Annotated in this window: 13 protein-coding genes, 1 pseudogene and 1 riboswitch; of the genes and pseudogenes, 10 read left to right on the top strand and 4 right to left on the bottom strand. The window is 40.8% G+C overall.

From position 1 onward, the window contains the following. Positions 1-36 precede the first annotated feature (36 nt). A riboswitch (TPP riboswitch) is annotated at positions 37-141 on the bottom strand. A 170-nt stretch (positions 142-311) separates the two neighbouring features. Together CHH91_RS07950 and CHH91_RS07955 are read left to right on the top strand one after the other, a co-directional pair. Beyond that, positions 312-1,256 carry a magnesium transporter CorA family protein gene (locus tag CHH91_RS07950; RefSeq protein WP_095222925.1) on the top strand — a complete coding sequence of 315 codons (945 nt, stop codon included), beginning with the start codon at positions 312-314 and terminating at the stop codon, positions 1,254-1,256. Between the two features lie 90 nt (positions 1,257-1,346). Next, positions 1,347-2,612 (top strand): erythromycin esterase family protein, encoded by a 1,266-nt coding sequence (locus CHH91_RS07955; RefSeq protein ID WP_095222926.1) that lies wholly within the window; start codon positions 1,347-1,349, stop codon positions 2,610-2,612. 106 nt (positions 2,613-2,718) lie between these two features. On the opposite strand, the gene CHH91_RS07960 is transcribed toward CHH91_RS07955, so the two are convergent. The 3 genes from CHH91_RS07960 to CHH91_RS07970 form a co-directional block, all read right to left on the bottom strand. Beyond that, positions 2,719-3,471, bottom strand: a complete 753-nt coding sequence (locus CHH91_RS07960; RefSeq protein ID WP_095222927.1) for a PAS domain S-box protein — start codon at positions 3,469-3,471, stop codon at positions 2,719-2,721. 154 nt (positions 3,472-3,625) lie between these two features. After that, positions 3,626-3,850, bottom strand: a complete 225-nt coding sequence (locus CHH91_RS07965) for a sulfurtransferase TusA family protein (RefSeq protein WP_095222928.1) — start codon at positions 3,848-3,850, stop codon at positions 3,626-3,628. A 15-nt stretch (positions 3,851-3,865) separates the two neighbouring features. Continuing rightward, entirely contained in the window at positions 3,866-4,927 is a 1,062-nt protein-coding gene (locus CHH91_RS07970; RefSeq protein WP_095222929.1) for a YeeE/YedE family protein, read from the bottom strand. Between the two features lie 262 nt (positions 4,928-5,189). On the opposite strand from CHH91_RS07970, the gene CHH91_RS07975 reads away from it, so the two are divergent. The 8 genes and pseudogenes from CHH91_RS07975 (at position 5,190) to CHH91_RS08010 (ending at position 13,062) form a co-directional block, all read left to right on the top strand. Continuing rightward, complete coding sequence (locus CHH91_RS07975; RefSeq protein WP_095222930.1) at positions 5,190-5,627, top strand: immunoglobulin-like domain-containing protein; 438 nt, start codon at positions 5,190-5,192, stop codon at positions 5,625-5,627. A 16-nt stretch (positions 5,628-5,643) separates the two neighbouring features. Continuing rightward, entirely contained in the window at positions 5,644-6,534 is an 891-nt protein-coding gene (locus CHH91_RS07980) for a TIGR01777 family oxidoreductase (protein ID WP_095222931.1), read from the top strand. Positions 6,535-6,819: 285 nt separating this feature from the next. After that, positions 6,820-8,211: pseudogene (locus tag CHH91_RS07985) on the top strand (glycoside hydrolase family 30 protein); the annotation flags it as partial. Positions 8,212-8,901: 690 nt separating this feature from the next. Further along, the gene (locus tag CHH91_RS07990) at positions 8,902-9,387 is read left to right on the top strand and encodes a DinB family protein (RefSeq protein WP_095222933.1); all 486 of its coding nucleotides are present in this window, start codon (positions 8,902-8,904) and stop codon (positions 9,385-9,387) included. Positions 9,388-9,717: 330 nt separating this feature from the next. Further along, positions 9,718-9,906, top strand: coding sequence for an RDD family protein (locus CHH91_RS21210; RefSeq protein ID WP_286160723.1), 189 nt, complete (start codon positions 9,718-9,720; stop codon positions 9,904-9,906). Between the two features lie 161 nt (positions 9,907-10,067). Beyond that, on the top strand, positions 10,068-11,771 hold the full coding sequence (locus tag CHH91_RS08000; protein ID WP_095222934.1) for a DNA-binding protein: 1,704 nt from the start codon (positions 10,068-10,070) through the stop codon (positions 11,769-11,771). Between the two features lie 73 nt (positions 11,772-11,844). Beyond that, on the top strand, positions 11,845-12,054 hold the full coding sequence (locus CHH91_RS08005) for a DUF6366 family protein (RefSeq protein ID WP_095222935.1): 210 nt from the start codon (positions 11,845-11,847) through the stop codon (positions 12,052-12,054). Positions 12,055-12,180: 126 nt separating this feature from the next. Continuing rightward, a complete protein-coding gene (locus CHH91_RS08010) occupies positions 12,181-13,062 on the top strand; it encodes a diacylglycerol/lipid kinase family protein (RefSeq protein ID WP_095223056.1) in 882 nt (293 codons plus the stop codon). Positions 13,063-13,077: 15 nt separating this feature from the next. Here the strand turns inward: CHH91_RS08010 and CHH91_RS08015 are convergent, their stop codons facing one another. Continuing rightward, positions 13,078-14,118: an LCP family protein gene (locus CHH91_RS08015; protein WP_095222936.1), complete on the bottom strand. Its 1,041-nt coding sequence runs from the start codon at positions 14,116-14,118 to the stop codon at positions 13,078-13,080. Positions 14,119-14,250: the final 132 nt, after the last annotated feature.

The following is a 14,250-nucleotide window of genomic DNA, read 5'->3' on the forward strand; positions in this document are numbered from 1 at the left end:
ATAGGGCGCAGTCGCAGAATATACAAAAGTAACAGGACAATTCTGGCTGCACTTCCCCACGCTGGTATTATCCAGATCGAGTTCTAAGGGTCAGAATCACTTGATTCCTCTCAGCCGTTACCAGCTCCCCCAGTGCGTCGCAAGCTTATGCAATTGATACGTCTATAGTAAAAAAGATAGCTCGATTTGTAAAGGATTTCTTGCTGAAACATTCTGATTTATAGAGTGGTGACAGTGCAAAGTGAGGTGAGAAGAAAGGATTATCCCGCAACATATAAGGGAAGTAGAAAAGAAAAAATGGAGGGAAAAACATGGAGAAGCACGCTTTTTCAGGTACTGCATGGGAGTGGCTTCAGTTAGATGAGAAGAAGGATTTAGAGAAAAAAGACGAGCTAAACGCGTACACCATACATATTCCATGGGTAAAACATATACATTCTTCCGACACGAATAGTCTGCAGATGGAGACGACAAATCAGGACTCTCTGGCTCTTTGGGGCTCGCTCATATACGTTCAGGAAGCAGACAAGAAGGAAGAAAAGCATCTTTTTCACTTTTTTGTAAAGGAGACCACGCTGCTGACAACTGCACTTGATTTTAAGCTGCTGCCGACTACAAACCAAGATGATATTCTCGCTAAAATGCAAAATGCGAACAATGCGATTGAAGGATTTATGATTCTCCTGGGAGAAATCATTTCAGCATTTTTACATAAAATCGATCAATATGAAGTCAGATTGAAGGACTTGCTTTGGCAGGTAAAAGAGAATAATGATACAAAGCTGCTTAACAAAATTGCTGAAAATCGGCATGAGATATTAGTATGGAAGAACTTTTTGATTCCGTTCATAGAGGTTAAAACTGGTGTAGTCGAAGCATTTGGGGAGAAATATACAGAGAACATCTATTTTAAACGAACACATTATCGTTTTGAACGCTGTGAGAATCTTGTTCGGGCGTATGAAGAGGAAATCAGAGGATTGATTGATTTTGAAGATGTCGTCTCTTCTTTCAGGGGCAATGAGATTATGAAGACACTGACTGTTATGACTGTCCTTTTTACACCAGTCATGGCGCTTGGCGCATTATGGGGCATGAACTTTGATAATATGCCAGAATTGAAGTGGAAGTTCGGGTATGCAGGAGCCCTCATCTTAATACTACTTTCTACTCTTCTGGTTTACTGGTTCTTGAAGGCGAAGGGCTGGACAGGAGATATGCTGAAATCCAAGAAAAAGCAAAAATACGTCGATTAAAAGTGGCAGAATATTACCTGAAGGTATTTTTTCATCACATTAATCACAATTTAAACCTAACACACTTCAAAGTGAAAGTTGGGTTTTTAAATGGACTTAAAGACAATACAATCGATTAAAAAATACGCAATACCATTAACTGGGGAAGCGGAATTAAGTATCGTAACTGAAAGGACCGGCAATGCAAAATTTGTTTTGCTTGGAGAAGCGTCGCATGGTACATCTGAGTTCTATACCGTACGTGCGGAGATAACCAAAAAGCTGATCATGGAGAAAGGTTTTGCTTTTGTGGCGGTAGAAGGTGACTGGCCTGCTTGTCAGGCTGTAAACCGCTACATCAAAGGCTATGATACAGAAAGCCAATCAGCTCGGGAGGTCCTTAGCAGCTTTAATCGATGGCCGACGTGGATGTGGGCGAATGAAGAAATTCTTGATTTGATTGAGTGGATGAAGACATACAATGAAAATCACGATGTGCAGCCGAAAGTTGGCTTCTATGGAATAGACATGTACAGTCTTTGGGAATCCATGGAGGAAGTGATTTCGTACTTAACGAAGATTGATTCCCCTGACGTCGAAATTGCCAAAAAAGCATTTACTTGTTTTGAACCATTCAACAGAGACAATCAGGAATATGCTGTTTCTGCTGGTCTATATTCTGAAGGCTGTATTGATGAGGTTGCAAAGCTATTAGCAACGATTCAAAAAAAGAAAGATCAGTATCCATGTGAAGAGGAGCTCCGTCTTAACCTGGAGGTAAATGCGCTCATAGCTTATAATGCCGAGCATTATTACCGCTCGATGGTCGTTCGAGATGAAGAATCATGGAATATAAGGGATACACATATGGTGCATGCTCTGAACAAGGTTATGAAGTTTTATGGCTCAAAAGCTAAGGCGATTGTCTGGGAGCATAATACACATGTTGGAGACGCCAGAGCCACTGACATGGCGCATAATGGAATGGTCAATGTCGGCGAGCTTATACGGCAGCAAAATGCTCAGGAAGATGTGTATATCATCGGATTCGGTACGAACAGAGGAACAGTAATAGCTGCGGATGAATGGGGAGTCAATCATGATGTGAAGATTGTTCCAAAAGCAATTGGGGGATCATGGGAGGACCTCATGCATAGAGCCGGCGCATTTGATAAAATGCTCTTTTTCGATACAGAGAATAAACATTTATTCCAGCAGAAGATCGGACATCGCGCGATAGGTGTAGTGTATCGACCGGAGTTTGAACAGTTCGGTAATTATGTGCCTTCTCATATGTCACAGCGGTATGATGGGTTCATCTATATTGATGAAACGAGCGCTTTAAGGCCTTTGGCAGTTGAGAGAGTTTTGCTTTAAAGTTAAAATTTATTTTTCCGAGGAGCCGTTATATATTTCGGCTCCTCTTTTAAGCTGTAAAAATCATGTTTGAACTGCTTAATAAGATATAAAGAAGAAGTCCGAATTAATGCACGCCTAGGTAATCCAAAGCATCTTTTACTGTAGACATAGTTGGTGATGATAACAAGCTGATATCCATTTCAACTGCTTCTATCGCAAGCTCTGGTCTCATGCCGGTAAAGATAGACTTTATACCAAGCATAGAGAGAACGTGATTAATCTTGAAGAGATAATCTGTTACAACTTTGTCTAATTGCAAGATACCTGAGAAATCAATAATCAAAGAGTGCACATTCTGTTGTTTCGCTTTAATGGGAACAAGATTCAAAAGATGTTTTGCCCGCTCCTCGTCAATTGAACCAACTAAAGGAAGAATGGCTATTCCGTTTAAAAGAGGCACGAGAGTAGCTGAAAGTTCATTGATTTGATTCATCAATTCTTTGCTTTTTCTCTCAGTTAGTTTTTTCTCAGAGATATCTCTTACATAAGTTTGAATGGCTTTCGTATCCTCAATTAAGACCGGGTGACAATATAACTCCACATCTGCAGTTGTACCGTCCAGTTTGAAGATGGATTCCTCTATCACTTCTGCAGGCTTAGCATAAGCCGACTGAATTCTTTTTCGAATCGCTGATTTAGAACTCTCATGAAAAATATCTAACGGGCTTGCTCCAATGATATCTTCTCTTTTTCCGTTAAAGAATAATTCAGCCGCATGGTTAACATAAATGATCTTTAGATCTGTATGAACGATTAAGGGATCCAATGAATACTCAATAACTTCGCGGTAATTAATCTTCGATATGTCTTCACTCATTATTATCCCCTCCTAGAGAAAGTATAGAGAACTTTGAGTCCGTTAACAAGTCAAGTAGTTTTTGCCTTGGGTTCACAAAGAGTATTATTGTGGATTGTCATTTCATTTAATAGAAAAAGATTGCAGAGAATCAAGAAGTTCTCTGCAATCTTTTTTATTTCTTTTTAATTGTAATAGTCCAAGCAGCTTCGCCTAATTGTTCATATGCCGTCACTTCATGACCTGCCTCGGCAGCCCAGCGTGGGATGGATTCAGTACCTTGTGTACAGTCAAATTGAACTTCCAGCTCATCGCCTGTTTGAATTTCTTTCATTGCTTCTTTTGCTTCTACTAGCGGGAATGGACACACCATCCCCATTACTTCCAATGTTTTTTTCATTCTTATACACTCCTTTTAAGCAGTCGCTGCTTGTGTGGTTTGACTAGCCTTTTTTCGTGGACGTACAAATACAAAGTATGACGCAGTCCATGTACCTAACATCATGAACCCTAGAGATATCCATCCTTGCCATGTCATCATTGCAGTCATAACTAGACCATTCCCAATCGAACAGCCTCCGGCTAAAGCTGCTCCAAAGCCCATCATTAATCCGCCGCTAAAACTATTGATCGTCGTTTTAAGGTCAGGCAGCCTGAATCTGAATTCACCACTCATTTTTGCAGCAAATATAGAACCTAAGAAAATACCGAGTACAAGGAATACGCCCCAATTGATAAAGCTTAGTTCCCCTGTAACTAAGTATTGCAGAATATTAGCAGAAGGAGTCGTAATTCCTAATCCGGCAATCCGACCGGTAGCGACACTTAAAGGCCAAGCAAGTATAGCGATGAGGCCGATAAGAATTGCAGTGACAAATGGATGCCAGCGTTTTTCAAAAAGAATGTGTGCAAGACCGGTTTTCTTTGGTTTTAACCCGGGAATTTTGACTGTTGGTTTCCTTAGAGTGCGGAAAACAACAAACCCGACAATCACGACAAGAATAGCTATTAAAACCCAGTTATTCAAACCAAATGTTGCGGCAATTGAGTTAGACTCTACCTGTACTTCTTTTACTGCTGTGTCCAGTGGCAGCAAAACGCCTGTTTTCATCATGGCAGCTACAAGCATATAGCCAGCCAATGCAATCCAGCTGCCGATTAATCCTTCTCCTGCGCGATACCAAGTACCTGTGGCACATCCGCCAGCAAAGATAATACCGATACCGAAAATAAAGGATCCAATAATTACAGCAACAATCGGCAGTGAACCAGCATTAAATTCGAATAATCCTAAACTGATCAATGTATAAACACCAACGCTTTGGATAGCTATTGCAATTAATAGCGCGTAAAACATGCGATTATCTTTTGATAAATACATATCACGAAAGCCGCCTGTTAAACAAAAACGACCACGTTGCATAACAAATCCAAGCAACGCCCCGCATAGTAAACCTGTTAAGATCATTTGAAGCATGGAAGCACCTCTCTTATTCCGAGTATTTCTATAGGTTTTATAATAATGTTTAGCCACTTCGGAATCAACCCTTAATTTTTTATTCTGAAATTTATTCGTAAAACAAATGAAACGAACAAGGATACACGTAGAATCAATCAGCTTTACTACGGGGTCTGTTTGATGTGATGAATATGCATCATATCCACGATTGGTTAATTTGAATTGGGTATTTTTGTAAGGTTATATCTATGATAAAGTTTGCTTATGGAGGGGGATTATTGTGAAGCAAATCATTTTTCTATTGTTATTGATCTTTATAGCAGGTTGTGAGACAGAGCTTGAGCCAAGTAAGTATGCAGATGAGTTGACGTCTGCAAAGGACGTACTGCTCGAAATAGAAGCTGATAACACAGAAACGGAAGATGGTTTTAAATTTCGTATAAAAAACAATAGTGAATTTCCCATTGCTATAGGTCGTGCATATGTACTTGAAAAGTATGATAAGAAGAAAGAAGAATGGTTACAGATACCACTTAAAGACAATGTGGGTTTTCAAGAGGATGGCATAATCATTGATCCTGGTTCTGAATCCAGTTTTTTTGCATCATTCGATGCTTTCAATTACAGCTTTCCAAAGGGTGATTACCGCATAATAAAGGTTCTGTCTTCAGAAGGAGATGGGATTTTATTGTATGATGATTTCAAAATTGATAGATAAGCGAGGAGTAATAAATATGAGAAAAGTGGTCATAGCTGGAGGAACAGGATTTATCGGGGAATTCTTTCAAAAGAGATTTCAGGAATTAGGTTATGAGGTCAGTATTATCTCAAGGCAAAAACAACACATCCACTGGGATGATAAATTATCCATTCAAGAAACATTGGATGATGCTGAACTTCTCATAAACCTTGCTGGGAAATCTGTTAATTGCCGATACAATGGAACGAATAAGCAGGAAATAATGAATTCCAGGATTACTACTACTAAGATATTGGGTGAGGCTGTCCAGTCCTGCAGCAATCCTCCTGAACTTTGGATTAATAGCAGTACGGCCACCATCTATCGTCATGCGGAAGATCGTCCGATGACAGAAGCTGATGGAGAAATTGGTTCAGGGTTCTCAGTCGATGTTGCCACGAAATGGGAGGATGCATTCTTTTCGTTTAGGTTGTCCGAAACAAGGCAGGTCGCTTTGCGCATTGCTATTGTTCTAGGTAAAGATGGAGGAGTCATGACCCCGTATCGGAATTTGGTTCGTTTCGGATTGGGAGGGATACAAGGCTCGGGAAAGCAGATGTTTAGCTGGATACATATCGAAGATTTATTTCAAATCATACTTTTCTTAAGAGAAAAGAAACACCTGAGCGGCGTTTTCAATTGTTCTGCACCGCAACCTGTTACAAACCGAGAATTGATGCATACACTGAGAAAGGAATTGAATACTCCATTGGGCTTGCCTGCTCCTAAATGGATGCTGGAGATAGGATCCGTTTTCATTCGGACTGAAACAGAGTTGGTTCTGAAGAGCCGTTGGGTTATACCTGACCGTTTGGAACGTGAAGGGTATAACTTCAGGTTTAAAACACTTGGCCATACTTTACAAGACATTCTGCTTCATGAATAGACCGGAAGAATGCATAGTATTCTAATGTTTATTCCGTGTTGACGATGTATACTGATTTGCTGAAAGAACTTCTGCAGAGGTTCTTTTATTTTTCGACTGCTAAATAATATGGTAGATAATTCGGGATAATGGTACCTATTAAATGTAAGCGCTTTAATATTATGATGAATGAAGATAGAGTAAGGCTTATAACAGCAATTGAAGGGAAGGATTAAGACAATGCGTGTTATAAAAAGATCGTCGAAACCATTTTTCATTGTTCTTATTACTGTTCTTATCATTTCAATGAATCCAGGCTTTACGCTTGCCAAATCTAAGCAAGAAGAAGTGAAGGTATGGTTCAGCTCGGAAAATGCTCCAGCTGACAGAAGCTGGTACGAGGGACCGAAAGAAATCACGTATAAGCTGGATCAGCAGCCGTCTATCGACATAACAGAAGAAAAGGAAATTGACGGGACGACGATTTTTGTAGACCCAGACAAACAGTACCAGGAGATGCTTGGAGTTGGTACTTCTTTAGAGGAATCATCGATCTACAATTTGTCAAAAATGGCACCAGGTAAGCGGAAGCAAGCGCTGAAAGATCTGTTTGATCCGAAGAAAGGAATAGGGATGGATGTTATCCGGATTACGATTGGCACTTCGGATTTTACCGCACAAGATGCATTTTATACCTATAATGATATTCCTATTACGGAGACGGATTATGATTTAAGCGAGTTTTCCATTCAGCGTGATATCAATTTAAATATTGTCTCGACGCTAAAGGAAGCATTACAGATCAATCCAGACATCAGAATATTTGCCTCACCATGGAGCCCGCCTGCTTGGATGAAAACAAATAAAAGCTTGATAGGCGGACGGTTAAAAGATGGGAATACAGAAGTACTTGCAGCTTATTATCGGAAATTTGTCCAATCATATGAAGCACAGGGAATTCCAATATATGCGATGACTATGCAAAATGAACCACTGCTTGAGATCGATTATCCTAGTATGTACATGCCGCCGGAACAGCAAAGGGAACTGGCAGTTTTACTCCGAAATGAACTGGATGCCCATCACTTAGATACAAAACTATGGACATTTGATCATAATTTCAGTGAAGCTTGGGATTACGTTTCAACCGTTTTCGAGGACGGAACGGCAGATAAATCAATAGCAGGAATCGCATTTCACGATTATGCTGGTGAACCTAAAGCAATGGGAGAAATTAGCCGAGCTTTTCCGGATAAAAGCATTCATCTTACCGAAAGATCTGTCTGGGGTACTGCTGGAGCAGACCGAATTGCCCAGTACTTCAGAAACGGTGCAGCAAGCTACAATGCATGGGTAACGATGCTTGATAGTGACATAAGCACTCACCATTGGATTGGTACACCTGATCCAACAATGTTGATTCAAAATGCAGATAAAGTAAATAAGTACTGGAAAATACCGATTTACTATATGACTGGAAATTACTCGAAGTTTGTAGATCGCGGTGCGAAGCGGATTGACAGTAACTACGGATCTCGTGATTCGGTTACAAATGTTTCTTTCCTTAATCCTGACGACTCTATCGTAACATTGGTTATCAACCAGACTGACAAAGCCCAAAAGTTTCGAGTTGTATCAGAAGGCAAGCAATTTACTGCGGCATTGCCGGCAGGAACGGTAGGGACCTATGAGTGGCGTCGTCCTTCTCCTCAGGAGGACGTTAACCTGATTGAAAACAGCAGCTTTGAAACAGGAACATTAAATCAGTGGATGGAATGGAATAACGGTGTTTCAGCACACAAAGCGGATGCAGATGAACCTTTTACCGGAGTTTACAAACTTACGCACTGGCACTCGGATGCTTATCAACAGCGGACTGCACAAACGGTAGAAAACATACCAGATGGAACCTATGAGGCAAGCGTTTGGGTTCGCTCAGGTGGTGGCCAGAACAAGCTTCACTTCTATGCAACAGATTACGGCGAAACTAAGAAAATAACTGAAATAGGCTCAAGAGAGGTAACAAATTATACAAAGTACAAAATCGATGATATTCGGGTCTCAAATGGACAGCTTGAAATTGGAGTATGTTCTGACGCAAAAGCCGGTAATTGGGCTGCATTCGACAGGTTCGAACTAATACAAAAGAAATAAACAAGTAATCCATTAAAGGACTGCTTTTAAAGCAGTCCTTTTTATCTTCAATAGATATTAGATGGCAGTTTAATTGCTTATTTGTGTCCTCTTGTATTACTTTACCTTCTCATAGGGAAAATAAATTAAACAAGGAATTCAACAAAGACATGCAGAAAAAGTAGTTATGTAATGTTTGGTATTGCTCTAGTATTTTGTCACCGTTTAATTATCTACAAACTGGGAGGGTCTTCTTTGCAATTATTTTTTAAATATAACTGGATGGTTAGAGAAGAATGGTATCAATGGTGTGAAGAGTTGAATGAAGAAGAACTGCTACTAGACCGCACGGGTGGAAAGGGAAGTATATTACATACACTTTTCCATATAGTTGATGTCGAATGGAGCTGGATACGTCTCATACAAGACAAAACCGACTTCCAGGACAGTTTCGATGCTTATAAGAGCTTGAAAAAGGTTCGAGAATTAAACGCTGATCTTCATTTAGAAGTAGAAAGCTTTGTTAACAAATGGGATGCTAATATGGAGGGACGTATATTTTACGATACCTTATCAGATGGAAGAGTTTTGACGGATACTTGGGGTGAAGTCATGCGACATATTATTGCTCATGAAATTCATCATATTGGGCAATTATCAATATGGGCAAGGGAAATCGGAAAAAGCCCAGTTTCTGCAAACTTCATAGGGCGAGGTCTTACTTCTTACTTCAATAAATAACATTGCATGTAATGGCTTTCGAAAAGTTATGTGTAGATGGCGCAAGTACCTACTTAACTAGCAGTAGACTTTAAATATTTTTAAAATGGACCTGCTGGTGAACTATTCTATTCACCAGCAGGTGCATTTTTGTTTGCCAAAACGCTTATGTCCAGCTTCCTTTTTAGCTGCATCAATAAATGGAATTATATGTTAAAGTTATTTGGGGGAGTTATCTTAATAAATGCGTGCAGGATTTGGAATCAGGTTTTTCGCTAGTATCATCGACATGTTTATTCTTATTATTCCTATCAGTATCCTGCTCTACTTTATACAGGGATTTTCTATTGAATGGTCAGATGGCTACTTATTGGATATGTTATATATTTGACAGTACTTCCTGTTCTATGGAAAGGATATGTCATTGGAAAGCGGCTAATGGGAATTAAAATCAAACGAACAGACGGAGGAGATGTCACGTTTACCAACATGATTCTTCGAGAGGTCGTAGGCAATGGACTGCTGATATTAGTTACTTAGGTATATCCTTACTGATTAGTGCTGTTATGGTGCTTGTAATGGAGGATAGGCGTGGACTCCAAGATTTGATAGGCGGTACATATGTAATACACACACGATGACATGAAACTTTTCCTTCCTTTATACCGTATAATCATTACGACATCAAAAGGAGGAACAGCATGATCTTTTTAATTGCTTTCGCCAGTCTTGCTGGCTTTATCCTGATCGCTCTGGCTGACTTGGCAGCTGGAGGAGGAAAGGCAAAGCTCCAGCAATACGTGGCAACAGGTATTGCTGCTTACATCGTACTAGTCATTATCATCTATTTCGTGTTACCAGCGTTCATAATCCAAAATATCCTTTGGCTGAACGCAATCGGTATTTTCTTTTCTGCTTTTCCGCTTCTTGCAAGCAAAAAAGCAGAAAAGAAATCGAAAAATGCAGGTGTTTCACTTGCGGCAATACTATTAGCAGTTATTATTATCGGAGCAGTTGTTTGTGTGATTGCTAATTTTGCAGTTTATCAGTCTACGTATGACCACGTAGTTAAATCAACAGAGGAAGAAGCAAAACCGCTTGATGAAGATAAGACACCTATAGCAATTGCACCTAGCTCAGTCCGGAACAAAATGAACAAGAAGATGAGCGTAGTACCGGATACACAGCTCTATCATCTCGGCAGCCTTCAGACGCAAACTGTTGGCGGGACGAATGAATACATCGCGCCAGTGGAATTTGACGGTTTCTTCAAATGGCTGAAAGGCGGAGAGACTTCCGGCTACTTTGTCATTGACGCGACAGATCTTGGGGCACAGCCTGAATTTGTAGAAAATAAATTATCTTATGTACCATCGGCATACTTCCATAAAGATTTGCAGCGGATTATTTACTCCCGTTACCCTTCCTACATTCAGGAGGGAGACGCACGCTTGGAAGTCGATGAAGAAGGAAAAGCATGGTACGTCCAGACTGTCTACCAGCCGAAACTTCTCACTAAGAAAGCGAATGGCGATGATATTCAGGTTGTCGTTGTGAACCCTTACAATGGACAATCAAAAATTTATGACGCTGATCAAGCGCCTGATTTTATTGAGAACACAATATCACCAGAAATGGCCAGTAAGCTTAATACGTATTATGGCGAATACAGCGGCGGTTTTTGGAACCGACACTTTGGGAAAGCCGGCGTGAAGATTCCGAACAACAACGGAACGGAGCATGGCGTGACAGCTGTATTCGCTGAAGATGGCAGCATTCAGTATTTCACCGATTTCAAATCACCGAAAGAAAATATCGACTCTGCCCTTGGCTACACAATGGTCGATGGCCGGACAGGGGAAGTGACATTCTTCGGTGGTGAGAAGAACAATGGCATCATGGATTCCTCTGGTGCTGTGCAAGTGGTGGAAAAGGAATACCCTGAAAAAAAATGGGAAGGGAAAATGCCCGTACTCTACAATATAGACGGTAATCCGACCTGGGTGATCAGTGTGCTCGATTCCAATGGTATCTTCAAGCAGTATGCATACGTCCGGGCAGCAGATTCTGACTATGTTGTGTTTGGAGATAATGCTAAAAGTACGTTAGAGGCGTATCGACTCCAGCTTAGTACAGATACAAGTACAGCAGAATCCACAGGAGACGCTCCTGTCCAGCAAGTGAGCGGGGAAGTGAACCGACTCTATATTTCCTCGGACAATGCCGGGGCGAAAACAATTCAATTCTTGCTGAAGGACCAGGATGTTATCTACAGCATTAACTCCACTGATGCGCCATATGCAATCTTCCTAAAAGAAGGAGATCAAGTCAGCTTTGAGGCTGCCATGCAGGATGGTGCAACATCCGCCACCATTGAGCAGATTACGATTGACGGATTAAATTAACTTATCTTAGCCAGCTTTCATCTAGAAAGCTGGCTTTTTTAAAAAAAAGCAGGATTGAAAGAGGAGTGCTGTTATGATTAAAGAGATAGAAACTCCAGAGATGAAAAGAGAACGATTGAGACAAGAAGAATTAAAAATAAATCCAGCAGGAATTGTCAGTGATGCGTTCAACAGAGTTGAAAATGGAAACCTTGCTGATTTGGCAGGCGGTATAGGATGGAAAGTAATTGGAGTCATTCTGCTTATCCTGATTGGCTTCCTTGCATTTATATTTTTAAGTTAAAAAGACCTCTTTTGGAGGTCTTTTTTGATGCTTATTTTCATTTTGTATTAATTCGATTTGTTTCATGATCTTCCAGTTAGGGGTATAAGATAGAAAAAAGAGAAAGAGGCGGAACCTGTGCGGGCAATGCTTATTATAAATCCTTCATCAGGGAAGGAAAAAGCGATGCAATATGAGGAACAAGCTGTAGGACTACTTGGCAAGCGGCACGAACAAGTGGTAGTAAGATATACCGAAAAAGAGGGGGATGCAACCGAATTTGCTGCTTCTGCTTGTGATGGTACATATGAAACGCTGCTTGCGATGGGCGGGGACGGCACGATAAACGAATGTATCAATGGGTTGGCCGAAAAGGAACAGCAGCCCAATTTTGCTTTTGTTCCGCTCGGCACAGTGAATGACTTTGCTCGTGCTTTGCAAATACCACGAAAACCGGAGCAGGCACTAGCATTACTCGAGGACTACCACTTAAAAGCAGTAGACATTGGTAAATTAGGTAATCGTTACTTTATGAACGTTTTAGCTGTAGGGGTAATTGCCGAAGCGGTATATGATGTCACACCGGAGGAGAAAAGCAAATATGGCCATTTTGCTTACCTGTTGGAAGGAGCAAAAGCATTCCGAGACAAGACACCCTTCCGCATCAGTGTCCATACAGGTGAAAAGGAAGCTTATAATGATAAAGCATATATGATGCTTATTGCACTAACAAATTCCGTAGCCGGTTTCGAAAAGTTTGCCGAACAAGCTGAAGTGGATGATCATTTGTTTCATGTCTTCCTTTTAAATGATTTGTCCATTACAAAAGCGGTCAAGCTGATACCTGATATTTTTAAAGGGAATTTGGCTGTCAATGAGCAAGTTTCCTACTTTCAAGCGGATGAAATAAGCGTTTCTTCCGATATGGAGCTTGTGGTCAATATAGATGGAGATGAAGGGGAACCGCTGCCTTTTGAAGCCAAAGTTTTACCCGGGGAAATTCGTGTCGTCGTACCAAAAGAGACATAAAAAACCTCGCCTTTTTTAAGGCGAGGTTGTAGAAGTGGAAGTGGTATTATCAAGAGCAGGAAGCTCTAACTGATCACGCATCGTCTGCGTAGCATTAGCCAATGATGTTGCATCAGGAAGGAAAGCGTAGGCGCTATAACCAGGGACAATTCCGTTTCCGCCTTGGCCTTCGAGCTTCAGGCTTTCTACTGTTAATTTATTGTTCACACCGTAAGAAATGAAGCTCTTCATCTCATCGAACGTCATATTTGTCTGCATATTGCTGCCCACTGCATCCAAAAGACTGGAATATTTAAGAACGGAACTCATGTCTGTCGCTTTATCCATCATTGCTTCAATGATTTGCTGCTGACGTTCACTGCGGGCAAAGTCACTATCTTGCTTCCTTGTCCTGGCAAGTGCAAGTGCTTCTTCCCCGTTCAGCGTCTGGACACCTGGCTGTAGGTGGATGGCACCTTTTTCATCTTTGGAGTTCATTTCTTCCAGTTCATAAGGTACATCAACTGAAATACCATCTAGTGCTTCGACAACGCTGATGAATGCCTCGAAGTTTACATCGATATAATAGTCTACTGGAACCTGCGTCAGTTCTTCGACTGCTTCCACAGTTGCTGTAGGACCGCCGTTATACGATCCATTTATTTTCGTGTTGCGTTCTAGATAAGGTACGTAGGTATACGTATCACGCGGAATGCTAAGCATTTTAATGCTTTTATCATCTTTATTGAAGGTAGCGAGAATCATCGTATCGGAGCGTTTACCGATATTGTCCTGTTCCCGTTTTTGGCTTGAATCAGATCCAATGAACAAGACGCTGACGCTATCTTCGGCAGGATCTACTGCACTGTCGCGAAGGGATGATTTGTCCCGGCCATCATCTACGAAAGAATCATTGGCCAAATTACCAGCTTTTACATAAAGATAACCAGCATATGCTGCCGGAATGAGAATCAAAAGTAATACAATTATAAATATATTGCGGATAACGCGCTTCTTGCGGGATTTCTTCCGCTTTTTCTGTGAGCGGCGCAACTCCTGTTTATCGTCTTTTGCCATATATATGTTTCTCCTTTAATCTGCTAATCTAGAATTTTGTCAAAATATGTTTGAATATCCCCAGAGTCTACTATATCATATCATTCGCCATCAAGGGGTATGATTCTATATGATGGAGGAAACAACCAATAA

This window comes from Virgibacillus sp. 7505, from assembly GCF_002272135.1.
In the GTDB taxonomy this organism is placed as follows: domain Bacteria; phylum Bacillota; class Bacilli; order Bacillales; family Amphibacillaceae; genus Terribacillus.

What these genes read in the sequence shown, in the direction of transcription:
- CHH91_RS08005 (WP_095222935.1), top strand. Translation starts at nt 11,845, where the DNA reads ATGATTAAAGAGATAGAAACTCCAGAGATGAAAAGAGAACGATTGAGA.
- CHH91_RS08000 (WP_095222934.1), top strand. Translation starts at nt 10,068, where the DNA reads ATGATCTTTTTAATTGCTTTCGCCAGTCTTGCTGGCTTTATCCTGATC.
- CHH91_RS07960 (WP_095222927.1), bottom strand. Translation starts at nt 3,471, where the DNA reads ATGAGTGAAGACATATCGAAGATTAATTACCGCGAAGTTATTGAGTAT.
- CHH91_RS07965 (WP_095222928.1), bottom strand. Translation starts at nt 3,850, where the DNA reads ATGAAAAAAACATTGGAAGTAATGGGGATGGTGTGTCCATTCCCGCTA.
- CHH91_RS21210 (WP_286160723.1), top strand. Translation starts at nt 9,718, where the DNA reads ATGGTCAGATGGCTACTTATTGGATATGTTATATATTTGACAGTACTT.
- CHH91_RS08015 (WP_095222936.1), bottom strand. Translation starts at nt 14,118, where the DNA reads ATGGCAAAAGACGATAAACAGGAGTTGCGCCGCTCACAGAAAAAGCGG.
- CHH91_RS07950 (WP_095222925.1), top strand. Translation starts at nt 312, where the DNA reads ATGGAGAAGCACGCTTTTTCAGGTACTGCATGGGAGTGGCTTCAGTTA.
- CHH91_RS07970 (WP_095222929.1), bottom strand. Translation starts at nt 4,927, where the DNA reads ATGCTTCAAATGATCTTAACAGGTTTACTATGCGGGGCGTTGCTTGGA.
- CHH91_RS07955 (WP_095222926.1), top strand. Translation starts at nt 1,347, where the DNA reads ATGGACTTAAAGACAATACAATCGATTAAAAAATACGCAATACCATTA.
- CHH91_RS07980 (WP_095222931.1), top strand. Translation starts at nt 5,644, where the DNA reads ATGAGAAAAGTGGTCATAGCTGGAGGAACAGGATTTATCGGGGAATTC.
- CHH91_RS08010 (WP_095223056.1), top strand. Translation starts at nt 12,181, where the DNA reads ATGCTTATTATAAATCCTTCATCAGGGAAGGAAAAAGCGATGCAATAT.